Annotated in this window: 20 protein-coding genes; 7 read left to right on the top strand and 13 right to left on the bottom strand. The window is 45.4% G+C overall.

Annotated elements, in window-relative coordinates:
* Nucleotides 1-14: 14 nt before the first annotated feature.
* Together BS19_RS00920 and BS19_RS00925 are read left to right on the top strand one after the other, a co-directional pair.
* Complete coding sequence (locus BS19_RS00920) at nucleotides 15-815, top strand: peptidoglycan binding protein CsiV (RefSeq protein WP_038172735.1); 801 nt, start codon at nucleotides 15-17, stop codon at nucleotides 813-815.
* Between the two features lie 31 nt (nucleotides 816-846).
* Nucleotides 847-1,386, top strand: coding sequence for a GNAT family N-acetyltransferase (locus BS19_RS00925; protein ID WP_038172736.1), 540 nt, complete (start codon nucleotides 847-849; stop codon nucleotides 1,384-1,386).
* Nucleotides 1,387-1,447: 61 nt separating this feature from the next.
* Here BS19_RS00925 and BS19_RS00930 read toward each other — a convergent pair whose 3' ends face one another.
* The 9 genes from BS19_RS00930 to hinT form a co-directional block, all read right to left on the bottom strand.
* On the bottom strand, nucleotides 1,448-3,595 hold the full coding sequence (locus tag BS19_RS00930) for a TonB-dependent siderophore receptor (protein ID WP_038172738.1): 2,148 nt from the start codon (nucleotides 3,593-3,595) through the stop codon (nucleotides 1,448-1,450).
* 200 nt (nucleotides 3,596-3,795) lie between these two features.
* Complete coding sequence (locus BS19_RS00935; RefSeq protein ID WP_038173058.1) at nucleotides 3,796-4,704, bottom strand: AraC family transcriptional regulator; 909 nt, start codon at nucleotides 4,702-4,704, stop codon at nucleotides 3,796-3,798.
* A gap of 424 nt (nucleotides 4,705-5,128) precedes the next feature.
* Complete coding sequence (locus BS19_RS00940) at nucleotides 5,129-6,418, bottom strand: NAD(P)/FAD-dependent oxidoreductase (protein ID WP_038172740.1); 1,290 nt, start codon at nucleotides 6,416-6,418, stop codon at nucleotides 5,129-5,131.
* Between the two features lie 388 nt (nucleotides 6,419-6,806).
* Nucleotides 6,807-7,346 carry an alpha/beta hydrolase YcfP gene (ycfP, locus tag BS19_RS00945; protein WP_038172742.1) on the bottom strand — a complete coding sequence of 180 codons (540 nt, stop codon included), beginning with the start codon at nucleotides 7,344-7,346 and terminating at the stop codon, nucleotides 6,807-6,809.
* A 100-nt stretch (nucleotides 7,347-7,446) separates the two neighbouring features.
* Nucleotides 7,447-8,301: a phosphotransferase gene (locus tag BS19_RS00950; protein WP_038172744.1), complete on the bottom strand. Its 855-nt coding sequence runs from the start codon at nucleotides 8,299-8,301 to the stop codon at nucleotides 7,447-7,449.
* A 31-nt stretch (nucleotides 8,302-8,332) separates the two neighbouring features.
* Entirely contained in the window at nucleotides 8,333-8,923 is a 591-nt protein-coding gene (lpoB, locus tag BS19_RS00955; RefSeq protein ID WP_038172746.1) for a penicillin-binding protein activator LpoB, read from the bottom strand.
* A 29-nt stretch (nucleotides 8,924-8,952) separates the two neighbouring features.
* A complete protein-coding gene (locus BS19_RS00960; RefSeq protein ID WP_038172748.1) occupies nucleotides 8,953-9,342 on the bottom strand; it encodes a YcfL family putative periplasmic lipoprotein in 390 nt (129 codons plus the stop codon).
* A complete protein-coding gene (locus tag BS19_RS00965) occupies nucleotides 9,339-10,733 on the bottom strand; it encodes a COG3014 family protein (RefSeq protein WP_038172750.1) in 1,395 nt (464 codons plus the stop codon). The genes BS19_RS00960 and BS19_RS00965 overlap by 4 nt, the downstream gene beginning before the upstream one ends.
* 103 nt (nucleotides 10,734-10,836) lie before the next feature.
* Entirely contained in the window at nucleotides 10,837-11,187 is a 351-nt protein-coding gene (gene hinT / locus BS19_RS00970; RefSeq protein WP_038173059.1) for a purine nucleoside phosphoramidase, read from the bottom strand.
* Between the two features lie 225 nt (nucleotides 11,188-11,412).
* On the opposite strand from hinT, the gene BS19_RS00975 reads away from it, so the two are divergent.
* Nucleotides 11,413-13,404 (top strand): methyl-accepting chemotaxis protein, encoded by a 1,992-nt coding sequence (locus BS19_RS00975; protein ID WP_038172752.1) that lies wholly within the window; start codon nucleotides 11,413-11,415, stop codon nucleotides 13,402-13,404.
* Nucleotides 13,405-13,546: 142 nt separating this feature from the next.
* Nucleotides 13,547-14,719 carry a DUF1887 family protein gene (locus BS19_RS00980; RefSeq protein WP_038172754.1) on the top strand — a complete coding sequence of 391 codons (1,173 nt, stop codon included), beginning with the start codon at nucleotides 13,547-13,549 and terminating at the stop codon, nucleotides 14,717-14,719.
* 57 nt (nucleotides 14,720-14,776) lie between these two features.
* Here the strand turns inward: BS19_RS00980 and fadR are convergent, their stop codons facing one another.
* Nucleotides 14,777-15,616, bottom strand: a complete 840-nt coding sequence (gene fadR, locus BS19_RS00985) for a fatty acid metabolism transcriptional regulator FadR (RefSeq protein WP_038172756.1) — start codon at nucleotides 15,614-15,616, stop codon at nucleotides 14,777-14,779.
* 667 nt (nucleotides 15,617-16,283) lie between these two features.
* On the opposite strand from fadR, the gene nhaB reads away from it, so the two are divergent.
* Complete coding sequence (nhaB, locus tag BS19_RS00990; RefSeq protein ID WP_038172758.1) at nucleotides 16,284-17,873, top strand: Na(+)/H(+) antiporter NhaB; 1,590 nt, start codon at nucleotides 16,284-16,286, stop codon at nucleotides 17,871-17,873.
* 96 nt (nucleotides 17,874-17,969) lie between these two features.
* Nucleotides 17,970-18,494, top strand: coding sequence for a disulfide bond formation protein DsbB (dsbB, locus tag BS19_RS00995; protein ID WP_038172760.1), 525 nt, complete (start codon nucleotides 17,970-17,972; stop codon nucleotides 18,492-18,494).
* Nucleotides 18,495-18,645: 151 nt separating this feature from the next.
* On the opposite strand, the gene BS19_RS01000 is transcribed toward dsbB, so the two are convergent.
* Nucleotides 18,646-21,501 carry a DNA translocase FtsK gene (locus BS19_RS01000; RefSeq protein WP_038172762.1) on the bottom strand — a complete coding sequence of 952 codons (2,856 nt, stop codon included), beginning with the start codon at nucleotides 21,499-21,501 and terminating at the stop codon, nucleotides 18,646-18,648.
* 181 nt (nucleotides 21,502-21,682) lie between these two features.
* The gene (lrp, locus tag BS19_RS01005) at nucleotides 21,683-22,177 is read right to left on the bottom strand and encodes a leucine-responsive transcriptional regulator Lrp (RefSeq protein WP_004414493.1); all 495 of its coding nucleotides are present in this window, start codon (nucleotides 22,175-22,177) and stop codon (nucleotides 21,683-21,685) included.
* 174 nt (nucleotides 22,178-22,351) lie between these two features.
* Between lrp and ald the strand changes: the two genes are divergently transcribed.
* On the top strand, nucleotides 22,352-23,476 hold the full coding sequence (gene ald, locus BS19_RS01010) for an alanine dehydrogenase (RefSeq protein WP_038172764.1): 1,125 nt from the start codon (nucleotides 22,352-22,354) through the stop codon (nucleotides 23,474-23,476).
* Nucleotides 23,477-23,605: 129 nt separating this feature from the next.
* On the opposite strand, the gene yfbV is transcribed toward ald, so the two are convergent.
* Nucleotides 23,606-24,058 (bottom strand): terminus macrodomain insulation protein YfbV, encoded by a 453-nt coding sequence (gene yfbV, locus BS19_RS01015; RefSeq protein ID WP_038172766.1) that lies wholly within the window; start codon nucleotides 24,056-24,058, stop codon nucleotides 23,606-23,608.
* Nucleotides 24,059-24,299: the final 241 nt, after the last annotated feature.

Here is a 24,299-nt window from a genome sequence, read left to right on the forward strand (position 1 = left end):
TTCTTGGAGTTGTAATGAAGACATTGATCCCGCTGTTACTGATGCTGGTTGCAATGCCGTCGATGGCACAGCGTCAGTTTGATATCGAAGTGATCATTTTTAAACGTGCGGTTGAAGCTGAACAAACCTCAGAGTCATGGCCAAACAAACTGCCTGAGATTGATCTTACTCGCGCAGGCTCTTTTGCCGATGCCAGCTTTCGTGCCAATAAAGGCGTCATGATGCTGCCTTACTCAGACTATCAACTAACCGGTGAAGTGCAAAAGCTTAAGCAGCACGCAGGTTTCGAGGTGCTGATGCACAAAGCGTGGCGTCAAGGTGACCAAGGGCGTTTTGGCGCACCTATTTTTCACGTTCAAGCCGGAAAAGACTACTCGAATCAATTTAAACCCGACGGCTCAATGCTTGGCGACAATAGTGGCGATCAAGTCTTGGAAGGGGTAACAGAAGAGACGATCCCACAGCCGCTCTACGAACTTGACGGTAAGTTGCAAGTGTATGTCGAACATTACTTGTATGCCGATGTAGAAATGGATCTGAAACAACCAAGTGTACGTGACATTATCTTGCAAGAACGCCAACCGCAATTAGCAGCCGCTGGTGCTGATGCTGGTGCTGATGCGGCAACACTAAACGCTCAAGACCAAACCACCCAAGTCGGTATGATGGAAGAAATTTCACCTACCGTTGTGAAGCAAGAGTTTCTTAAAAGCTATCGTTTGGATCAAAAACGCCGCATGCGCAGTACTGAGACTCACTACCTTGACCACCCTCTGATGGGGGTTATCATCCAAGTCCGTCGAGTCAACCAATAATGATTAGCCCTCATTGCGAGGGCTTTGTTTTATGAGCCCAGATTACCAAATCATCACCCAACAGCTGACATTGCGATTAATTGATGCTCCAGAAAGCGACAAGCTGCAAGACTGCATCCTCGCCTCTCCTAGTCTGCATCATTGGATAGACTGGTGTCATTGTGACTTTTCATCCCAAGAAGCAGAACGATTTTTATTAGCGACGCGTCTCAATTGGGTTAAGGGGGATGCGTATGGCTTTGGTGTGTTCTGCCGTACAACTGACGAGCTCATTGGTATGGTGGCGATCAACGAGCTGTATCACACCTTTAATATGGCGAGTATCGGCTACTGGATAGCGGACAAATATCAAGGCAAAGGCTTGGCTAAGAAAGCGGTAAACGCACTGATTGAGTTCTGCTTTTCGCAGCTAAAACTGACACGTATTGAAGTGGTTTGCGATCCGAATAACCTCGCGAGCCAAAAGTTGATCGAAGCGTGTGGTGGCGAATTTGAATGTCAGGCGAAGAATCGCTTTATCTTTGCAGGTAAACCTCAAGTGGGTTTGGTTTATTCAGTCATCCCAGACTAGAAGCTCACAAAACGACAAAAGCAGCCCACATAGGCTGCTTACATTGATGGCTTCAAGTTAATTAGAACTCGTAATTGACGTTGAGCTCTACTGATTGCTCTGTACCGAACCAACAGTTAGATTGGTCATAACAGGTGTAATACTCTTCGTTAAATAAGTTGTTAACCAATAGATTAGCGGTGGCACCCGCTAGAGCATCGCTCGCGGCCCCCAAATCGTAGCCTACTGATAAATCAACCACGGTGTAAGCCGGGACTTTACCTTGAGTATTTGTTGCATCCCTCTCCATCTCACCCATATAACGAGCACCAACACTCCAACGCGTTGCCGCTAAAGGGCCACCATAGACATAATAATTACTCCATAGATTAGCAGCGTGGGTTGGTACGTAAATAGGCGTCGTACCTTCAAGGTCTGGATTGGCATCTTCCGTTACTTCCATATCAACATAAGTGTAGCTGGCGTTAACATCCCAATCTTCCGTCACAAACCATCGACCCTCGACTTCCATACCTTGAGAGCGAACTTCACCCAATTGAATCTTTGCCCGATAGGTTGGATCCGCCGGGTCTGCCGCAATCGAGTCTTTCTTGGTGATGTAAAAGTATGACGCCGTAAGTTGTTGTGACCTATCAGCAGAAAGGTATTTCACCCCAAACTCTACCTGCTCACCCGACTGAGGCTTCAATGAGTGACCGTTAATGTCGGTACCTGCGGCTGGCTCAAAGCTCGTAGCATAGCTTACAAAGGGAGAGACGCCATTTTCTAGCTCATACAAAGCACCGATGCGGTAAGAAAATTGGTTGTGATCGGCGGTTTGTGTGCCATCGCTGGTCGGGCTCAAGCCAGTTTTATCGTCACTTGCCTTAAATAAGTCGTAACGTCCACCCGCAAGCAGAACTAATCCATCGTAACGAACTTGATCTTGGAAGTATAAACCCAGTTGTTCGGTCGTTATGTCATGCGATTCACGGTAATTCTCTTGAAGCTGACTGTTATCAAGCAACTCATTATTTGGATGATATGCATCAAACCCGTAGAATCCTGTATTCGCTGTAAACTCTTGATATAAAGAGTCACCTGCGAGTTCTAGGTAATCGATACCAAACAGTAGATTTTGCTCTAGGCCACCGATTTCAATAAGACCTGAAATTTGGTTATCGATAGCAAAGCTTTGAGACTTCTCATCCGTGCTATACACGTTGCGCATTAAACGACCAGTCGCAGGATTAAAGTTGGTACTGCGATGGTAGGTATTTTTTTGAGATAGCGACGCATCGGAATAACGCGCATTCTGCAGAAAAGTCCAGTTAGCGTTGATCTGGTGGTTGACCTTATAACCAAGCATAAAAACTTCGCGCTTAAAAGTGCTCCAGTTTTTATCGCCCATGGACACAGAAGGCTCACTGGCTTTCAATGCTTCAAGCGGCATTGCAGAGTTTATGCCCATTGAAGGATCGTTCTGATAATAAAGATTGAAGTTAATTAATGTTCTATCAGATACCTGCCAATCTAACGATGGAGCAACCACATAACGCTCTTCTTCACCATTATCGACTTGGCTGTCCTGCTTACGAGCAAGTGCAACCAAACGGTATGAAAATTCACTATCAGCCAAATGCCCCGCAGTATCAATTGATGCTTGTGTTAAGTTTCTTGAGCCTGCGGATAGGCCCACTTTTGTAGAACGATATTCTTGAGGCGTCTTCGCAATCATATTGACCATGCCACCCGGTGGCATCGCACCGTAAAGCACCGATGTGGGCCCCTTAAACACTTCTACTTGCTGAATTGCGATTGGGTCAATCTGAGGTTGTAGGTTCCAACCTGTGAGGAAGGGTAAAATCAATCCATCATAATAGCTTTGCTTGTTAGTAAAACCACGAATAGAAAACGTGTCATACATAGTCACCGAAGCACCCTTTTGCTCCGTCACAACACCTGGCGCATAGCGAAGGGCTTGATTCAAAGACTTGACACCTCTTTGCTCTAACTGCTCTTGATCAATAATCGTAATACCCTGAGGGGTTTCTTCTGGCTCCAGCGCCGACTTGGTGGCGGTATTCCGATAGGCTTTGCCTAAAACAGTGACAGTTTCTACACTTGAGTCTGCCACAGCAACGTTTTCCAGTGCCGATGCTTGCACAGAGAACGCCGTCAGTAACGCGACTGCCAGTGATGAATAGTTAAAACGAGCGTGAGTTGTCATGATTCCCTCGGTACCAATAATTAACACAAATAATAATAAATCTCATTTGCATTGTATGTATTTGGCGAAGGGATAATTAACAATTTGGTGCAAATTAGCAAGAACTTGGTCTATTTTGCTAGCATTGGACCCGCGGGCGATGAAAAGCGCGATCTGCCTATTGAACAAAAATCTCAATAGAGAGCAAGACATCGGGATGATTACGACTTAATTATAGGAATCCAGTACTCCATTTCAGCATCGCAGGCATCGGGTTGATAACCCAATGGATACACTTCGAGTTCATAACCATCTACGCCACGATAACCAGAACTTGGTAGCCAGTTAAGCACAAACCAACTCAAAGTATGTCGCAAAGCCTCAATAGGCCCACAATGTTTTACCACGGCGTAAGTTTGCTTAGGAATGGTCAGTACCTCTAATCGCTCAGAGATAATGCTCGGTAACTGGGGGATTGCAGCACCTTCATCAAGCTCGACACTAGCCCAATAGTGAATATTAGTGCCATCAAAGCAAGACTGAGTAAGGTCGACAACACCAACAAACTGCAGCACGTTATCGTTTGGAAGCGTCATTTCATGTGCCAAACGCCGCCAAATTTCAGGGACTTTCTGTACAAAGTCTTGAGTAAGTGAAAACAAGCCCGTGATTTCTGATGTAATGCCTTTGACAAGGAAAGACTCTCTTTCATCAATCCGAACCTCAACAAAACTGAGCCCTCCCTTCTCGGCGGCACTCACGGCTTTAGACACTTGTATCGGTTTTCTCAACCCGACTCTTTTACCCGCTTTTCTATACTGGCTTGGACTAGTCCCAAAATACTGCTTAAACGAACGACTAAAGCTAATTTCAGAATTGAACCCAAGCCCAAGCGCAATATCTATCACACGCTCTGTGCCATCAAGCAACTCTTCCGCCGCTTGGCTTAACTTCAGCTCTCTCACATAGTTTGCCACCGTAAGCCCAGTTTCGGCTTGAAACACTCTTTGCAGTTGCCAACGAGACCAACAACTTTGTTTCGCAATATCTTCTAGCGATAACGCACAACTGAGGTTGGCGTGGATATACACCAGAACACGATTAATACGATCAAATGCAGGTGTGTTTATAGTCAAGTTTTCATATTCTCTATCGTTGGCAACGGGATATTACCTTCAGCAGTGCTTTGACACTTAACAAGGTTCGTATTACTTACAAACCGTCCACACAAAATTTATGCATAGCCCAAAAGACAGATGATCCATTGGTAGGTTGTCTTTAATTGCGCTCAATGATAATGCAACTAGTTCTCATTTAAAATAATAAGTTAACAATCATCACGATCTGCAAGCTATAGATCGCCTGGATGAGTCTCCTATCCAACTGATAGGTCATCCAGATCCGGCCAGACCAATGCTAATGAAAAGTTGCGCTAGTATTAGATAGGTGTCAGGTAAATGGTGTTAACCACGCGGTGGTGTCCTACCTAAGTTGCCGATTGAGATATAAAAAAACCGGAGCAATTTTGCTCCGGTTCCAATGCCGTACTCTTAATCAGTGCAATTTCAAATTAGGGCGAAGTACACGGTTGATGCGTCCCATCAAAATGATCAGCGCGGTCTTAAACAAGCCATGGAGCGCCATTTGATGCAAGCGATACAGCGAGATGTACACCACACGTGCAATACGACCTTCAACCATCATTGAACCTTTGGTGAGGTTCCCCATCAAGCTACCTACGGTTGAGAAGCGACTGAGTGAAACCAATGACCCCTTGTCTTGATAAACATAAGGCTTAAGTTCACGGTTATTAAGTTTCGCGACAATATTAGAAAACGCACGACTGGCCATCTGGTGTGCCGCTTGAGCGCGAGGCGGTACAAACGTTCCATCAGCTTGAGTACATTGAGCCAAGTCACCGATCACGAAAATATCATCATCACGTGTGGTTTGAAGCGTCTCTTTGACCACCAGTTGATTAATACGGTTAGTTTCAAGCCCAGCGAGATCTTTAATAAAGTCTGGCGCTTTAATACCGGCAGCCCAGACCATAATCTGAGCCGAGATCTTATCGCCCTCTTTTGTCACTAAGCCGTCAGCTTCGGCTTTCGTTACCATGGTGGCAGTACGAACATTAACGCCAAGTTTGGTCAACTCGTGGTGCGCCGCAGAAGAAATACGTGGTGGCAACGCTGGTAGAATACGCTCGCCCGCTTCAACCAAATTGACGTTCAACTTGCTTGAATCTAGATCGCCAAAACCATAGGTACGCAATTCTTTTACAGCATTATGGAGCTCGGCAGAGAGTTCGACACCCGTTGCACCAGCACCGACAATCGCAATATCAACCGTGCCGTTACCATTTTTGGCATGCAGTTTTAGGAATTGATTGTTCATCTCGCTGCGAAAACGATGCGCCTGCTCTGGGCTATCAAGGAAGATGCAGTGTTCACGAACGCCTGGCGTGTTGAAGTCGTTCGAGGTTGAACCAATCGCCATAACCAGAATGTCGTACTCTATTTCACGACTTGGCATCAGCAGTTCACCATGATCATCTTTGAGCTCATGCAATTTAATGACTTTGCGCTCGCGATCGATGTCTTGCAAACTGCCCATTTGAAAATCAAAGTGGTGGTTTTTTGCGTGGGCGCGATAGCTCAGAGCATCGACACCTTCATCCAAAGAGCCGGTCGCCACCTCATGCAATAACGGTTTCCATAAGTGACTCGCCTTGCGATCGACTAAGGTTACTTTTGCACGCCCTTTACGGCCTAATGTACGTCCTAGTTTGGTAACAAGCTCTAAACCGCCCGCACCGCCGCCTACTACGATAATTCGTGTCACAGCAACTTTCCTCAAAACTAATTTTAAATTGACTCGAGCCGATATTCGTCCCGATGGAATTCTATATTTTGGGGTCACCTGCGGAGTTCGCTCCGCCTCAGGTGTCAACCATGAGGGTCAGATAAACGACACGCTTATTGGATAAATGAGTTAATAACTCAAGGCTAACCTCTGGGGTCAGCGCAAAATATGGGCAAGTTTTTCACTCGCTCTCAATTTTTTTTGATATTTATCAAAAAATTTGTAGTAGATTCATTATATAGCTCAAACTAAGGTACGCAACCAAAGAATGCACTTATCTTAGATATATTTACTTGCTCAAAAATAGCGGGCAACAAAAAAGCGACATTGTTACTTAATGTCGCTTTTTCTGTATTATTGACGTCAATTAACTGTGTTTAAACGCTTTCATGGTTTGAAGATGTTGCGAGATCTTTTTAAATTTATGCGTTTGAGTTTCGTCCCAAATGATATCGTAATACGCTTCTAATTCCGCGGCAGTTTTACTATTGTCATGAATTTCATCCTCTTTAGATAAAATCACCAGACAACGCCCTTTATTCTTACCTCTAAACTCAGAAACACATTTCGTCGCGATATCTTCGTACTCTTCCGGACGATCAATTCGCCCCTGCATAGTGCGCTCAGGATGCAGGTTGGGGTTAAACATCACTTGTTTAATACCACATAGAAAACCGATCCGTTCGGACCAATAAGCCCCTAGCCCAACACCACATATCATCGCCTGCTTGTCACCTGATTGTTCAATCACCTTGTGCACTTCTTTTAACAAGTGCTGCATATCATGCTTGGGATGCAGGGTGCTGTAGTTGATGAAACGAATATCATCATCAATGAATTGCAACTGGAGCACTTTTTCGTGGTTGCCTGGGCTAGTTGAATCAAAACCGTGTAAATAAATAATCATTGTAAATCCCCCGATCCTTGTGCTTTAAATCTACCACGAAAACTAAGGTTTAAAAGTTAACGGTTTGAGATATCTGGCCCCGAGACACAAAACAGTGATCTTAACTGCAAAATGTTTTCTGCAGTTGCTGCGCCTGGGTTAAATATTGCTCATCTCCCCACAACTGATAAGCGAGTAGATACCACAGCATTGCCATCATTGTGGCGCGCGGTTTCCATGCCATCACACCTTCAACCCAATCATCGACCCCTTCTATGTTACGCAATTGACAGTAACGATATATCGCCTCGAGCGGTTTTTCATCCATCACATCAATACTCAAAGTCAAATCCAAACGTGGATCCGCTATCACGGCATACTCCCAATCGATAACTTTATTACCACTGGTGGTTTTGACCATGTTGTAGCCCGCTAAATCAAAATGACACAAAGTGTGGCCAACATCAGCTAAAGCAGGAGCAACTCGCCAGCGCTGGTAGATAGATTGGTAGGGTTCACACTTGTTGTGCTCATTAAGCAACATCCAGTAATGATCAACACGCGCAGTAAAATTGAAAGGTGCAACGGGAATACGTTGCGTATCAAGCCCATGGATTTTAATCATAGTTTTAAGCAATGCATCAAACGACAGCTCATTGGTTAAGGCGTCGCCTTCGACCCAATCAACCAATAATCCTTGATCATTGATATACACCGCTTTCGGTCCAATATGACTATCTTCTATCGCCACTAGAATCTGGTATTCCTGAAAGCGAGATATAGAAAAGGCTTTGGTAATCGGTGTCGCTGACCGCCAAACATACGCGTTGCTATCGTTGGTGACCACTTTCCAACAGCGGTTAGTCAGGCCGCCAGTCAAGGTTTGCGCATAGGCGGGTGGAGCAGAAAAGAAGTGCTCGAGTGACAGTAAAGATCGGTCAAGTTGACTTGCCTCATCCCATGACATTCTCGCCATCGCACACCTCTTCTCTGATTGGCAGTGTTGGTTACATACCTAAAAAGCTTTTTGACTCTTGCTTACGAATTTCGGTTTCATCAGCCCATTCAATCAGGCCAGTTTCAAGATCCATTAAACGCATGGTCATCTTGTAGTAAACATCTTTATCACTGCCCGCATTTTTGGCAATGCTAGACAGGTTGCCGTACATCATGTACTGAGCGCCGACCATTTTACCAAATTGAATCGCCGTGCTCTGATTAACTAACTCATCATTGTTTTGGAAGTTAAGTTGATCACGAACGGACTCGACTCTGTCCATATCAACAAAACGGAACTTACCGGAATTCAGCATCTTAGTACTAATTGTATCAGTAATAGACTCTGTATCGATGTGTTCACTGGTTTTATTTTTGATACGCTCAACAAAAACAATCGGACGCGAATCACGCGTAATCGCGGCAACCGATCCCGACATCATCATGCTATCGACCATTTCGCCAGCAATTTTTTGCAAGTCTGTTGAGCCAAAGTCGATGGTGGTGGTTTCAACGGCTTGCGCATCACCGTAACTCACTTGATTCGAACAGCCGCCTAAAACCACCGCTAAACCAAGCAGTGCAACTACACTTTTATTCATTATTAGTTCCTCTAAATATTTTGGATTAATTATTGATCTAATTGACGAATCTGGATTCGGAACTGACGTCCGTTCGGATTAATCGAGACTTCCGACAGTGACACCTCTTCAGTTCCACGGATCACTGCTTGTCGCCAAGGACTCAGCTTAGAGTTCACTTCTAGACCTTGGTCGTCATACCAGTAAAAACGGTACTGAACATGTTGATCGCCCGAATAGTGACTGACTAGACGAACCGCACCACGCGCTCGACCATCCACCTCGGTTGTTGAGATGTCATCAATGACTAAACGCCCAGCTAAAACGTTATCACCAAAAATTACGGTTTGAGATGCGCCGTCAATGCGCAATCCTGCCGTGTTATCCGCACAACCTAGCAGGGTTAATGCCACAAATGCGAAACTAAGCCATTTTTTCATCGTATGTTTCCTAACTGTTTATGCCAAATGATCGAGTTATTACTTTGTCGAGATAACCAAACTAACGCAGTTTGTCCCGGCTCAACGTTAAAAGTATAGGGCTGCCCGTTAACCATTAAGCTCTGCTCTCCCGGCTCGGTCTCAAGACTCGCACTATAAACGTTAGCTGGTAGGGATAACCAACTGCGTGTGTCTGGCTGCTCTGTTAGTGTATTCCACACATTGAACAATAAGTTGCCGACATCATCATCTTGTGCCGCCTGACGACGTAACTGATCTTTTGCCCACACCCGCAATGCTTGCCGTATCACCAATGACGGCATACGTTCAGACAAATCGTGTTGAGCCATCAAGTTAATGTCCGTCAGTTGACTTGCACTCAAAGCTTGGCCATTCAACTCTAAAGGTAAATAGTGGTCAGCTTGCTGATCTGGATAGTAAGGCAATGCGACAGAATACCAAGCGCCATTACCACGACTGTCATATAAGGGTAAAGCTTGCTTCCAGCCTTGCAGGGCCTCAACCACCCCACGCTCATCAATAACGATAATACGACTGCGTTGACGATCAAGATAATTGGCTTGACCATAACGTTGCTCGAGCTTGCTCAGATCTTCATTCATCGTTAAGCGTTTAGCTACGCGCTTTGTGCCATCAATCACTTGGTCGTTTTGCGGCATAACGGCTAATGCACGTCGATAATCGACATAGGCACTATTTAGGTCACCTTCGGCTTCATAAAGCAGCGCTGATAAATAGAGTAAATAGCCATTTTGCACCGCTTGCAACGTCGTGCCCGCATCAGGGTAACGGGACAAAACACTGCCTAAATTTGGCGTTAAGCCTTGCTGTTGCATTTGTGATTGAGCCGATAATAGCTCTTTCTCGCGCGCTTTACGTGCCTGCTCCTGAACCTGATTGGCTCTGCGCATTTCGACCAAAGCGCCCTCTAAGTCGTTTTGTTTAACGTAGTTCAAACCAAGGTAGAGGTGAAGGAAACCTAGCTCATAGTCAGCAGGCTGATACGACGAAAGGTTGTCATTGACAGCCAATGCAGACAAGCTTTGTGCGCTTTGAGAAACAGAAATAGTCGCAAGGTCTTGTTGCTCACGTAGCGCCTGATCACTGAGTTCAAAAGCTTGCTGACTCGCAGGATAATCTTGATTGAGTAGATAAACTCGCCCCTTTTCGAAATTATCGAGAATCTCACCGGCAACAGAATCAGGCAGTGCCTGCTCTGCGCTCGGATAATCACCACGTTGTAAAGAGCGGTGCAGTTCGCTGTTTTGAGCACTGTAGTGACTAAAGAGATTTCCTGCGGATAAGTTTGCGCAGGCAGAGAGAACCAACGTACTCCCAAGTACTAATGCGAGTCGCCTGTATTTTTGCACTTCGCACTCCCTGTTGATGACGAAAAAGCATGGATTGATGTCCATGCTTTGCAAGAGGTTGTTTTATGACAACACATTTAATATTTGGTTCGCTAGCGCTTAGTTAGCTCATCAACATTGGTCCTAGAGGACGACCACCAACCAAATGCATATGGATGTGGTACACCTCCTGACCACCGTGCGGATTGCAGTTCACAATCAGTCGATAGCCATCTTCAGCGATGCCTTCTTGCTTTGCTAACTTGCGCGCGACAACGAACATCCGCCCCATCACAACTTCATCTTCGTCTTCAATATCGTTGACCGTAGGAATCAATTTGTTAGGAATAATCAAAATATGGCTGGGTGCACGTGGATTGATGTCGCGAAATGCAGTGACTAGGTCATCTTGGTAGATAACATCCGCTGGGATTTCCTTACGAATGATTTTACTGAAAATGGTTTCTTCGGCCATGAAGTGCTCCATAGAGATTTGTGCTGGTGGAATCTTTCGCATCGAGTATGCGTCAAGCTTCGCAAGATCACAATAAAAAACAGTGTTCATGTCAATTAATCATTAAACGCTAATCTATCAATAATAAAATATGTATTGTGCGTCAAAAAATGTGTGTCTCGCTATCAATACAATAGCTTTCTTTTTGTTACTTTTTTAAGACATTATTTATTTAGGGAGAGATCCATGAAAGGTTCAGTGATTAGACGCATGTACGCTGGCTTTGCATTGATCATCATTATGTTCATTGTCACAACATTGATGATGATGCGAGGAATGCAGCAAATCCACAATAACCTTGAGGACGTTTCCAGCACCTCTTTACCATTGGTGAATCAATCCAACCAAACCAGCGTTGCGCTATTATCCGCAGATAAACTGTTTAAAGATTTTTTAACCACACAAAGCTTCGAACGCATGGACCAATTGGCGTCGCAGTTTTCCACCATGAAGCAGGCCTACACGGAGCAACTACAAGCACTTGAGCAAGTGAGTATTGGCCACGAACAATTAGAGCAGTCGATTACCGAACTAAAAGAAATGGAGGCGGGTTATTTCGCTGAAGCTGAACAAGCCATGGCGAATTACCGCGCCATGTTTGAAGCACAGGCGAAAGTACAGAAGTCAACGCGTCAATTCCAACGTCTTCACTCTGAATTGAGTGTGGGCATGAAAGAGTATGTTGACGACCAAAGCAGTATTTCAGTCAAAGTGATGGCAAAAAGTTATTTCATTAAACTTAAAGACGCTGAGGTTACTACATCCGATGCACTTGCCAGCAATGACACCGAATTTGTTTCGCAAGCCGTCGCGAAAAACAAAAAAGCCGTTACCCACCTTAACTACGCTTATCGTGGCCTGACGACACAAATGCCAGAAATAAAAAAAGCATTTGATGATTCAGTCCAACAGTTTACTCGTGACGTTGGTCAAAAAGGCGGGGTACTTGATCAGCATAATACCTACCTAATGGCCAAAGATGCACTTTACGGCAACATCGCAAGCCTTACCCAACAAGTCGATGCCACCATGACGCTGCTTAAGTCATTCAGTGGGTACGCAGAACAAGGACTGACTGACTCGCTACAAGAGGCGGGGAATGTTTATGAGCAAGGTGTTTTACGCTCAATCGCCATTGGTGCGCTGGTTATCTTGATGGCTCTTGCTATCGGTTACCACATTGCTCAAAGCGTTCGTCAACCGCTTACTCGTATTTTGGGGACGCTCGAATCTCTAACCCAAGGCGATATGACCAAGCGTATCGACATCCGCTATAACAACGAGTTTAGTCGCGTCAGCAATCACATCAATTCACTGGCCGACAACCTTCATGGCATTTTGGTCAAGCTTAATGATGCATCGGATAATTTGACCCAAACGGCGACCACCAACCAAACCACCTCTTCGAAAGCGCAGAGTCAACTTAGCCAACAGCGTGAGCAAACCGCTAATGTCGCGACCGCGATGACGCAAATGGCACACTCGGTACATGAAGTCGCGCAAAGTGCACAAAGCTCTCAGCAGATGGTCGAGCGCGTTGAGCAAGCCTCAGAGTCTGGTCGTAAAATCATGGGAACGAATATTACCACCATCAACCAACTAGAGACGCGCCTCAACCAATCCGTCGATGCCGTCAAAGACCTTCAAACAATGAGCAGCCAGATTGGTACGATTCTCGATGTCATTCGCAATATCGCCGAACAAACCAACCTACTCGCTCTTAACGCTGCGATTGAAGCGGCTCGCGCCGGCGAACAGGGACGTGGTTTTGCCGTCGTAGCCGATGAAGTTCGCGTGCTGGCTCAACGGACCACACAGTCGACCAGTGAGATTGAAAGTATGATTAGCAACTTGCAATCTAGCTCAACGTCGGCAAATAAAGTGATTCAAAGCTGTATGGATGATATGGATCTGTCAGTCGAGCAAGCATCGAATGCTAATAGCGCCATGGAAGAGATCCAAGGATTGATTGTCGAGATCAGCCAAATGAGTGGGCATATTTCCCAAGCCGCTGCCGAGCAAAGCGAAACCACTAGCGATATTGCGCGCAATATTGAAGAGATTAACCTCATTGCCGACAGCAGTTATCAAGCGATGGCTGAAATCGCGCAAACCAGCAGTAATCTCTCTTCACTCGCCAATCAGCAAGGTGAGCTGGTGCATCGATTTAAGCTTTAGAAAGTCAGTACAGTGTCATTTATTGACAAAGGGCGACTATTTTTCTTAGTCGCCCTTGTTTTTTATATCCCATGTCATTATATGGTTAATAGGCTTGCCCATTCTTCGTTACCTTTTCGCAAGCCAATCATGAGGATTTTATATGGCAGTTCATGTTGGCATTATCGACCAAGACCCAATTCGCCTGGTCACGCCACTGCTTGACAACCGTTCCATCAGTAAACACATCGTATTTATTGGCGTTTCAACACAAAAGGACATGTTCCTGCGTTTGCATAGCGTGCTCGCGAAGAGAAATATTACCTCTGAGTTTTTTCAAATCCCTAACGTCGCCACCACTTCAACCATCAAACAAGCGGTTTACACACTCGCTGAAGATTTAAAAACACGTGGTGAAGAAGTTAAACTCAACGCCAGTTGTGGCCTACGTCATCGTTTGTTGTCTGTTTACGAGATTTTTCGCACCTATCACTGGCCTATTTTCGTGGTCGAGCCGAGTAGTGACCGTTTATGCTGGCTCTATCCCGACGGCCAAGAAGACACCCAAGTTCAAGACCGCATCACTATTTCTGATTACTTGACGATATTTGGCGCTCGCGGCGAGTTCAGTGACCATCAACTACCAGCGTTATTGGACCAGAAACTGTATCAATTGGGTGAACGTTGGGCCAGCAATGCTCTGGAGCTTGGTCCCGGTCTTGCGACCCTGAACTACTTAGCTACCACTTGCCGCAAAGAGCAACGTCTTGATGTCGCTCTGTCTGAAAAGCAGCAGGGGTATCGCGAGCTGAACATGTTGCTCAACGACTTGGTCGAAACGAACATTGCCAGTTATCAAGATGGCGTTTTAACCTTTATCAACGAAGACGCACGCCGCTTTTCCAATGGCGAATGGCTAGAAACCTTAGTGCATAGTACCGTTCGTCAGATCCAACAAGACATGCCGACCATACAAGACCGTTCGCTTAATGTTCAGGTTTATCGTCAACGTGGTGAGAAAGAGGTACGCAATGAACTTGATGTCGCGTCAGTGGTCAATAACAAACTTCACATCATCGAGTGTAAGACCAAAGGCATGCGCGACGATGGCGACGATACCCTGTATAAACTTGAATCTTTACGCGATCTTCTTGGTGGTCTTCAAGCGCGTGCGATGTTGGTCAGTTTCCGCCCTTTACGTCATAACGACATCACTCGCGCCGAAGATTTAGGCTTAGCGCTGATTGGTCCTGATGAACTCAAAAATTTAAAACATTACTTAACTGAATGGTTTAAAGAAGCCGGAGGCGGCGACGAAGAGTATCCAGATTGTTAATCTCTGATATAAAAAAACCGCCAGTAGGCGGTTTTTTTATATCAATAAGACAATCTTTTAGCTGTCGTCTTCGGTGAAGTTGGTTGGTAAGGTGGTTTTCATCTGATTCCAGATCTGCGCACTCTCGATACCATAATGACGTACCACAACCAAAATTTGCTCTCGATTGCCAGTTTGGCATACTTCAAGAAGATCGCGATAGAACGTCAGCGCTAACTCGCGTGCTTCTGGGTTGGAGAAGTAATAACTGCCGACGCGATCATAAAGCTTTTTAATACCATTAAATATCAAACCATAGATCTGGTTGCCAGAATGGAATGCTAAGCGTTGGAACAACATATAGTCATAAAAGTTAAACGTTTTAGCGATTAAAGCAGACTGACGCTTGGTGTGATCTTTTTCGCTTTCACCTTTGACGTGCTGACGAATTTTGTCGGCATAAGGTGATGTTTCCATAAACACATCCCAAGACTCCGCGGCAATCAAGGCTTCGCACGACGAGATAACATTTGTGATGGTTTTCTCAGACGCCTCTTTGTTGGCTTTAAACGCATAACTCATAAAAATAGGGCTGATATTGGTACGTGCTGCAAGCAAATCTTCAACGATAGAGGTAGCATTCTCAGCATCGAGCGTCATCAACGTGTCGAGGATATGCAAACCAGAGGTTTCCATAAACTGATTAACACGAGTTGGTTTACCATGCTGAATCGTAAGCCAGCCGTCACGAGCAAGTCGTTGCAGTACTTCACGAAGCGTGGTGCGTGTTACGCCAATTAGTTCAGAGAGCTCACGTTCTGCTGGTAAAATTGAACCAGGTGGAAAACGCCCTTTCCAAATACTCTCAATAATGTATTTTTCTGCGAATCCTGCTGGGCTCTTTGCCTTAATGACCATTTATATCTTATCCAAACTTGTTTTTATGGGTCTAATGCAACTCATCATACCACTACTTATAAAATATCGGAAACCGAGAGTCAGTCAACATAATGTTAAAACACAATAGAGCCAAAACTCTAATTACAGCTAGGTTTGATAGTTGTGGTTTACAAGACAAAATGCAGTTATTTATCAATTTAACAAAGTTAAAACACGCTCTAGAGCCCGTCAATTATCAAGTCATGTATGAAATGTTAGTTTTAAAAAATGCAAAATAAACCACTATTTCTATTCAATAATATTACATATAGATCCATATTCGCTGCTTTCAACACTTTGCTTCAACTAACGCTCATTTTTAACCACTCTCAATCGCGAGTAACGCCACTTTGATCGCGTTTTTAAACAAAAGTTTATCGTCTCAATCACGAATCTTATTTTCTAATTGACTAAATTTCGCTGAAGAGTAGAGTGACGACCGAAAAAGGAGTGCTTGTCTTTCTCAGGGAGTGACTTGGCAAGACCACATGGTTGTGGACAGAATGTTGTTTTTCTAAGTCACTGTTGCATCGGGCTCGTTTTCGACGCAGAAACGCCTTTCGTTTCGTATTTGTCTCACATTGCCCGACAATGGATGCAAGCATAAGCAGTGTCTAGTTATAACAACATTAAGAGTATCTAAATCATGCCGATGTCACTCGGGAATGCATTTATTAAGAACTTTCTTGGTAAAGCCCCAGATTGGTACAAAATTGCCATCATTTCATTTCTTATTATCAACCCAATTGTTTTCTTCCTTGTTGATCCCTTCGTAGCTGGTTGGCTGCTGGTTGCCGAATTTATTTTTACTCTGGCAATGGCACTCAAATGTTACCCATTACAACCTGGTGGTTTACTGGCGATAGAAGCAATTGCAATTGGCATGACCAGTCCTGAGCAAGTCAAACATGAATTGGTAGCTAACATTGAAGTGCTGTTGTTACTTGTCTTTATGGTGGCTGGCATCTACTTTATGAAACAGTTGTTGCTGTTTATCTTCACAAAGATTTTGCTCGGCATTCGCTCGAAAAGCATGCTTTCACTAGCGTTCTGTTTCGCGGCGGCATTTCTTTCCGCGTTCCTTGATGCACTAACCGTCATCGCTGTCGTGATCAGTGTCGCGGTGGGCTTTTATGCGATTTACCACAAAGTCGCTTCAGGCCAGACTCCACAGTCTTCTCATGACCACACACAAGATGATCACCTTTCAGAACTGACCCGTGACGATTTAGAGAATTATCGCGCCTTCTTACGCTCTTTGTTGATGCATGCTGGTGTCGGTACTGCTCTTGGCGGCGTTATGACTATGGTTGGTGAGCCGCAAAACTTGATCATTGCCGATCAAGCAGGTTGGCTGTTCGGTGAATTTATTATTCGTATGTTACCAGTGACTGCCCCAGTGTTTATTTGTGGCTTGGCAACCTGTGTACTGGTCGAAAAAATGAAAGTCTTTGGTTACGGTGCTGAACTGCCTGATAATGTGCGCCAGATCCTAGTGGACTTCGATACTGAAGAGCGTAAAAACCGCACCAACCAAGACGTTGCCAAGTTGTGGATTCAAGGTATCATCGCAGTGTGGTTAATCGTTGCACTCGCTCTTCACCTTGCTGCTGTTGGTTTAATCGGCTTGTCAGTCATCATTCTCGCCACCTCTTTCACGGGTGTTATCGAAGAGCACGCAATGGGTAAAGCCTTTGAAGAAGCACTGCCCTTCACTGCCCTACTGGCCGTGTTCTTTTCTATTGTTGCAGTGATCATTGACCAACAACTGTTTAAACCCGTCATTGATATGGTACTGCACGTTGAAGACAAAGGTACTCAGTTAGCCCTGTTCTATGTCGCGAATGGACTGCTGTCCATGGTGTCGGATAACGTCTTTGTCGGCACGGTTTACATCAATGAAGTGAAAACTGCCCTCGTTGAAGGCCTTATTACTCGTGACCAGTTTGACCTACTCGCTGTGGCCATCAATACCGGAACTAACCTTCCATCAGTTGCAACGCCAAATGGCCAAGCTGCGTTTTTATTCTTGCTAACTTCCGCACTCGCGCCATTAATTCGTCTTTCTTACGGACGAATGGTGATTATGGCTCTGCCTTACACCGTAGTACTGGCTGTCGTTGGCTTTGCCGGTATTGTGTTCTTAGTCGACCCGATGACCGCATGGTTTTATGATGCAGGTTGGATTGTGCACCACACAAGTGATGTGACTCACGAGGTCTCTAACAGCCATTAATCGTTAAACGCTGCAAAGTTTTTGTTGCGAACGAAACTTTTCCACGCTAAAAAGCTCTGATAAGTCAGAGCTTTTTTATTACTACAGGAAACCAGTGTGACTATCTTTTCCACTTTAAACACTTTTTCAAAACAACGTCTGTCGTGGGCACTGCTGCTTTTATTCGTTGTCTTCTTTGAAGCATGCGCCCTGTTTTTTCAGCACGTTATGATGTTGTCACCTTGCGTGATGTGTATCTATGAGCGCGTGGCTATGCTCGGCATCGGTGGCGCGGCCCTGATTGGCTTAATAGCACCAGAGCAGCCTATTCTGCGTTGGCTTGGCCTTGGTTTATGGGGCGCAAGTGCTTACAAAGGCTTAGCGTTATCAATGCAGCACGTCGACTACCAGTTCAATCCATCTCCGTTTGCAACCTGTGACTTGTTTGTCGTCTTCCCTGACTGGGCGCCCCTTAATCAGTGGGTTCCATGGATGTTTGAAGCTTACGGTGATTGCAGCAAAGTGGTGTGGCAGTTCCTGACGCTTTCGATGCCACAATGGTTAGTGGTCATCTTTGCCGCCAATCTGGTTGCGCTCGCCTTTATTATGATCGCTCAGTTTGTTAAAGGTAAAAACGAGTAGCAAGTAAATGTTTAAGGGTTGACATCGTGTCAACCCTTTGTTTTTTCAACCGTTACCGCCAGCAAGTCTGCCAATCACTTTCTACTCCTCATGCGCGAGTCACTCTCGAAGGGTCACGTCATCTCTCGAAGCGCAACTTTCCGCTATCCCTCTAGTTCATCTCGCGACCCGGTGCTGGCGCCAATACCTCGCGGTTACCATTGTGACCCGGAGCACTGACAATACCTTGTACTTCAAGTTGCTCAACAATGCGTGCAGCACGGTTATAGCCAATCTTAAAGCGACGTTGAACACCTGAAACAGAGCCGCGACGCGACTGAACCACGTGTTCCACCACTTGGTCAAACAACGGATCCATTTCTTCATCGCCTTCTGGCTTTTCACCCGGTAGCAAGCCTTCTGGTCCTTGGTCACCATTGGTGATCTCATCAATATAGTTTGGCTTACCGCGTGCTTTCCAGTTATTGACCACAGCATGAACATCATCATCTGAAGCGAAGGCACCATGAACTCGAGTCGTATGACTAGAGCCTGGCGGCAAGTACAACATATCACCCATGCCCAATAGCGACTCTGCACCGCCTTGGTCAAGAATGGTACGAGAATCTGTTTTGGTTGATACCGTAAACGCGACACGGGTTGGAATGTTGGCTTTAATCAAGCCAGTAATAACGTCAACGGATGGGCGCTGGGTTGCCAAGATCAAGTGAATACCTGCTGCACGCGCTTTTTGCGCTAAGCGAGCAATCAGCTCTTCTACTTTCTTACCCACGACCATCATAAGATCGGCAAACTCATCCACCACCACCACAATATAAGGTAGCTTTTCAAGCAATGGCGCTTGCTCATCCATACTGTCGCCCGGCTGCCATAACGGGTCGTGGATTGGGTGACCTGCTTCTGCCGCCATCTTAAGTTTGTCATTAAAGCCTTTAATGTTTCGCACACCAAGTGCTGACATCAATTTGTAACGACGCTCCATTTCCCCTACACACCAACGCAGAGCATTAGATGCATCCTTCATGTCGGTAACCACTTCAGACAGCAAGTGAGGAATGCCTTCATAAATAGACAGTTCCAACATTTTAGGGTCAATCATGATAAAGCGAACATCTTCTGGCGTTGATTTGTACAACATACTCAGAATCATAACGTTAACACCAACTGATTTACCCGAACCTGTGGTACCCGCCACCAACACGTGCGGCATCTTCGACAGATCAGCCACGACCGCTTCACCGGCGATATCTTGGCCAAGAACCACCGTCGTTGGCGATTTAGCCTCAATGAATTGCTGACTGCCGATCACATCTGAGAAGTAAACGGTCTGACGACTCATATTCGGCAACTCTAAACCGACATAAGGTTTGCCGGGAATCACTTCAACCACTCGCACCGCCATAGCCGACAATGAGCGTGCCAAGTCCATTGAAAGACTCGATATACGGCTGACTTTCACCCCTGGCGCTAAATCAAGCTCAAAACGGGTAATCACTGGCCCTGGGAAAATATCAACCACCGTCGCCTGAATCTTATAATCGGCCAATTTAGCTTCGACCAAGCGTGCGATATGTTCGAGCGCGTCGCGATCGATGAAGTTCTCACGCTTCTCTGGATGATAAAGCAGTTCCAGCGTTGGCATTGGTTCGTCGGGCTTAGGCAAGTTTGGCTCTTGCTGAACCAGAAATGGGTTTTGCTGTGCGGCGACTTTGGCTTGCGCCTCTTCGACTAAGCTATGTAATGCTAACGCATCGTGGTCATCCGCTTGCGTGCTATTTAAATCATTCTCTGCTGCTTGATCTTCAACGACATCGAAAGAGGAAATCGTTGGCTGCTTAAACTCTGGTTCTGGCTCTATCTCAGTGGTAATTTGGTCCAGTTCGGTATCACTGATGCTCGGTTGGTAGACGCTTTCATCACCCTCCTCTTGCTGCCAAGGCAACTCCTCATCCACTAAGGTTTCGTCACTTTTCGGTGCAATAGACTCAGTATCCGTTTGAGGTACTTCAAATACCGCTTGCGGTGCATCTTGAGACGCCTGTTGCTCAGCCGCGAAGTCGCCTTGACTAAACGCCGCCTGCTCTAGCTCTTCAATTGTGGCGTTTAACTGGGTGTTACGATCAGGTTCAACGGTATGCTCGGGGGTCGGTGTTGTTATCTCACGCGATTCAACGGGTTTTGGTGGCGATACCGTTGCCGCGGCTTCTGGCATATGAATATTGAAACGGCGCGGCAGATCATCGCCTTGCGTATTGGTTAAAGGTAATGCTGATGGTTCCTCTTGGAGCGCTGACGCGGCTGGGGTTTCAGCTTGCACTTCTGGGTGATGATTTAATTCGGCCTCGATCACTTCATCATCATGACCACGCACTTTGTTAACTAATGCAGTGAGTAGCGCAATGGTCTTCTCTCCTAACCACTCAACAATGCTCAACCAAGAGATACCAGTTAAAAGTGTAAATCCAGCGCCCCATAGAAATAGCAGAACCAAAGTGGTGCCTAAAAGATTAAGCGTCGGTAGCGCTAGGCTAGTCAGCACATCACCAATCACGCCACCAGAGGAAAAATACCAGATATCATCAAAATTAATGTCTGCTAATCCGCAACTGGTCAATATTAATACCGTCAGTCCAAGTAGACGCGTGCCCCACAGCATCAGGTCAAGCGGCTCATCTTCGTCACGCTTACGCAACATCACCCATGCGGTCGCACTGATAATCAAAGGCAATACATAAGCCAAAGAGCCAAAAGTGAAAAACAAGGTGTCCGCAAGCCAAGCACCCACTAAGCCTCCGGCGTTGTCGATCTCTCCTCCCCAAGCAGTTTGAGACCACGAGGGGTCCGCAGCGCTATAGGTCAATAGAGCAACAGATAACAGTATCGACGCAAGCACCACGACAATCAGGCTACACTCTTGAAGGCGCTGTGGCCCATTAAGACGTGAAGGCTGAGTGTCTTCACCTGTTTTAATGATAGTTTCCACTTTATTTTTGGTCTCTTTGAACATAACCAACTTAATCTTTAGATGACACTAATCTATCCCGAATAGGGTCTGAATAATAAGAAAAAAAATAGCCCGAGCAGTGCTCTGCTCGGACTATCGATTTAACCATATCAAGGGCAAAAACCCAATTGCTTAAAGTCAGAATATGGAAAGCTATTGAGACTTAAAGCCTAAGTTACAAAAACTAGCGGGTTTTGATCACCAACTGGTTAGTTTGCTTCACTTCTTCCATAACAACGTAGGTTCGGGTGTCATTCACACCTGGTAAGCGTAAAAGGGTGTCCCCTAAAAGCTTACGATAGGCACTCATATCTGATACGCGAGTTTTCAAGAGATAGTCGAAGTCACCGGACACAAGATGACACTCTTGGATGTCGTCTAGTTTTTGCACAGCCGTATTGAATTGTTCAAATACATCGGGCGCACCGCGATTTAACGTAATTTCAACAAATACCAACAGCGAAGCGTCAAGATATTGAGGGTTTAGCAATGCTGTATACCCAGTAATATAACCCTGACGTTCAAGTCGACGTACACGCTCCAAACACGGCGTAGGCGAGAGCCCAACACGCTTAGAGAGCTCTACATTCGAAATACGACCATCTTTTTGCAACTCATTAAGTATGTTGCGATCGATACGGTCTAGATCCTTGGACGGCTTTTTATTGTTGTCTGCCATTTTTTATTCCACCTTATTACTTCCTTGCAAAAAAATATACTACAACTTTTTAATATTCAGTATCAAATTTTAATAAAACCTATCTATACTAGATATTAATTCGACAGAATTACCCTACAAACAGTTAAAGCAACTAATATAGTATATACAACCAATATAAAATGAGGATTCAGGATGATTATTGGCGTACCTAAGGAAATCAAAAACCACGAATACCGTGTTGGTATGATCCCAGCAAGCGTTCGCGAGCTAGTGTCTCAAGGTCACCAAGTTTTTGTTGAAACTAATGCCGGTTCAGGCATCGGTTTTTCAGACGATGATTACATCGCTGTAGGCGCATCCATTCTTCCTACTGCTGCTGACGTTTTCACGCAAGCAGATATGATTGTAAAGGTCAAAGAACCTCAAGCTGTCGAGCGCGCTATGCTTCGAGAAGGGCAAATTTTATTTACTTATTTGCACCTAGCACCAGATTTTCCACAAACTGAAGAGCTAATCAAGAGCAAAGCTGTCTGTATAGCGTATGAGACTGTAACAGATAATATGGGTCGCTTGCCACTACTTGCGCCAATGTCTGAGGTTGCAGGTCGCATGTCTATTCAAGCGGGCGCGCAAACTTTGGAGAAATCTCACGGTGGTCGCGGTTTACTTCTGGGTGGTGTACCTGGCGTTGAGCCAGCTAAAGTCGTCGTTGTTGGCGGCGGTGTGGTCGGTGCTAATGCCGCTCGCATGGCTGTTGGTCTGCGTGCTGACGTAACCATTCTGGATCGTAACGTTGATACATTGCGTCGTTTGGACGAAGAGTTCCAAGGCCGCGCAAAAGTGGTTTATTCTACGGAAGATGCTATCGAGAAGCATGTTCTAGAAGCAGACCTAGTGATCGGCGCTGTTCTTATCCCAGGTGCTGCAGCGCCTAAACTCGTCACTAAAGAGCACATCGCGAAGATGAAACCTGGTGCGGCGGTTGTTGACGTTGCAATTGACCAAGGCGGCTGTTTTGAGACTTCACATGCCACAACACATGCTGACCCAACTTACGTCGTTGATGAGGTTGTTCATTACTGTGTGGCTAACATGCCTGGCGCGGTTGCACGCACTTCTACTTTTGCCCTTAATAACGCGACACTGCCTTACATTGTTAAGCTTGCCAACAAAGGCTACCGCGAAGCACTTCTTGAAGACAAAGGTTTCCTAGAAGGCCTAAACGTGATTCATGGTAAAGTGACATGTAAAGAAGTAGCGGAGAGCTTTGAACTAGAATACGTTGCACCGGCTGATGCTATCGCTATGTTCAACTAAGGTTGAATGACTGAAAAGATAAAAAGCGCTCACTTCGGTGGGCGCTTTTTTTATCTGAATACCATCCATTGATCGAGGTGCGATATAAAAAGACACAGCGGCTGTTCTGCTAACGCTGCGTTCTTTGTTCTAGAACCAGCGCTCCAACGCACTCTTGTCTAACTGACGAAAAGCTCGATTCAATATCTGTGCAAGCTCTTTATAACGAGGTCGCGATTTCAAAGGTTCCAATGCAAAACCGCTGTCCGCGATTTTTTGGTGAATTTCGCGATACCAACCCGCAAGTGACGGAGGTAATTCAGTATTGGCACGGTTGCCTAACCACCACATACCTTGGATTGGCATACTGATCGCAAACAAGGCGATAATGACCGATTGCGGCATGGATGGGTAGTTATTGAACGCCATCTGGGTCAGCACGCTGATGGCCGCGATCGCAGGCATCACTTTTACTCCAAACCGAGTTGCTTTGATAATACGCTGCTCAGGGAACAACATAGTCAACTCTTTGCGTATTGGCCAAGTATCCATGTACTTCTGTCCATCACGTAGGCTGTGAACTAAACCGACTTTATTACTCATAGGGCTCTCTCACTTCACTTAGCAATAGGTCAAAACTAAAAATAAGTTGAAAGTTTCAACTATTGGGACAAAAAATTGATAGAAGTTAATATTCTTTCAAATTTTTTTGTTATTATTGCCTATTATCGTTATCCTTCTGCGGACCCACAATCTCATTGTTGCTGTTATTTACAATTTAAGCAACTCTTGAGGCCTTTCTGCAGCGGATGCATGAGTGATGAGAAGTATCATCACTGTCTTT

The organism is Vibrio pacinii DSM 19139, assembly GCF_000711795.1.
Taxonomy (GTDB): Bacteria; Pseudomonadota; Gammaproteobacteria; order Enterobacterales; family Vibrionaceae; genus Vibrio; species Vibrio pacinii.

What these genes read in the sequence shown, in the direction of transcription:
- BS19_RS00920 (WP_038172735.1), top strand. Translation starts at nt 15, where the DNA reads ATGAAGACATTGATCCCGCTGTTACTGATGCTGGTTGCAATGCCGTCG.
- BS19_RS00925 (WP_038172736.1), top strand. Translation starts at nt 847, where the DNA reads ATGAGCCCAGATTACCAAATCATCACCCAACAGCTGACATTGCGATTA.
- BS19_RS00930 (WP_038172738.1), bottom strand. Translation starts at nt 3,595, where the DNA reads ATGACAACTCACGCTCGTTTTAACTATTCATCACTGGCAGTCGCGTTA.
- ycfP (WP_038172742.1), bottom strand. Translation starts at nt 7,346, where the DNA reads ATGATTATTTATTTACACGGTTTTGATTCAACTAGCCCAGGCAACCAC.
- BS19_RS00950 (WP_038172744.1), bottom strand. Translation starts at nt 8,301, where the DNA reads ATGGCGAGAATGTCATGGGATGAGGCAAGTCAACTTGACCGATCTTTA.
- lpoB (WP_038172746.1), bottom strand. Translation starts at nt 8,923, where the DNA reads ATGAATAAAAGTGTAGTTGCACTGCTTGGTTTAGCGGTGGTTTTAGGC.
- BS19_RS00960 (WP_038172748.1), bottom strand. Translation starts at nt 9,342, where the DNA reads ATGAAAAAATGGCTTAGTTTCGCATTTGTGGCATTAACCCTGCTAGGT.
- hinT (WP_038173059.1), bottom strand. Translation starts at nt 11,187, where the DNA reads ATGGCCGAAGAAACCATTTTCAGTAAAATCATTCGTAAGGAAATCCCA.
- BS19_RS00975 (WP_038172752.1), top strand. Translation starts at nt 11,413, where the DNA reads ATGAAAGGTTCAGTGATTAGACGCATGTACGCTGGCTTTGCATTGATC.
- BS19_RS00980 (WP_038172754.1), top strand. Translation starts at nt 13,547, where the DNA reads ATGGCAGTTCATGTTGGCATTATCGACCAAGACCCAATTCGCCTGGTC.
- fadR (WP_038172756.1), bottom strand. Translation starts at nt 15,616, where the DNA reads ATGGTCATTAAGGCAAAGAGCCCAGCAGGATTCGCAGAAAAATACATT.
- nhaB (WP_038172758.1), top strand. Translation starts at nt 16,284, where the DNA reads ATGCCGATGTCACTCGGGAATGCATTTATTAAGAACTTTCTTGGTAAA.
- BS19_RS01000 (WP_038172762.1), bottom strand. Translation starts at nt 21,501, where the DNA reads ATGTTCAAAGAGACCAAAAATAAAGTGGAAACTATCATTAAAACAGGT.
- lrp (WP_004414493.1), bottom strand. Translation starts at nt 22,177, where the DNA reads ATGGCAGACAACAATAAAAAGCCGTCCAAGGATCTAGACCGTATCGAT.
- ald (WP_038172764.1), top strand. Translation starts at nt 22,352, where the DNA reads ATGATTATTGGCGTACCTAAGGAAATCAAAAACCACGAATACCGTGTT.
- yfbV (WP_038172766.1), bottom strand. Translation starts at nt 24,058, where the DNA reads ATGAGTAATAAAGTCGGTTTAGTTCACAGCCTACGTGATGGACAGAAG.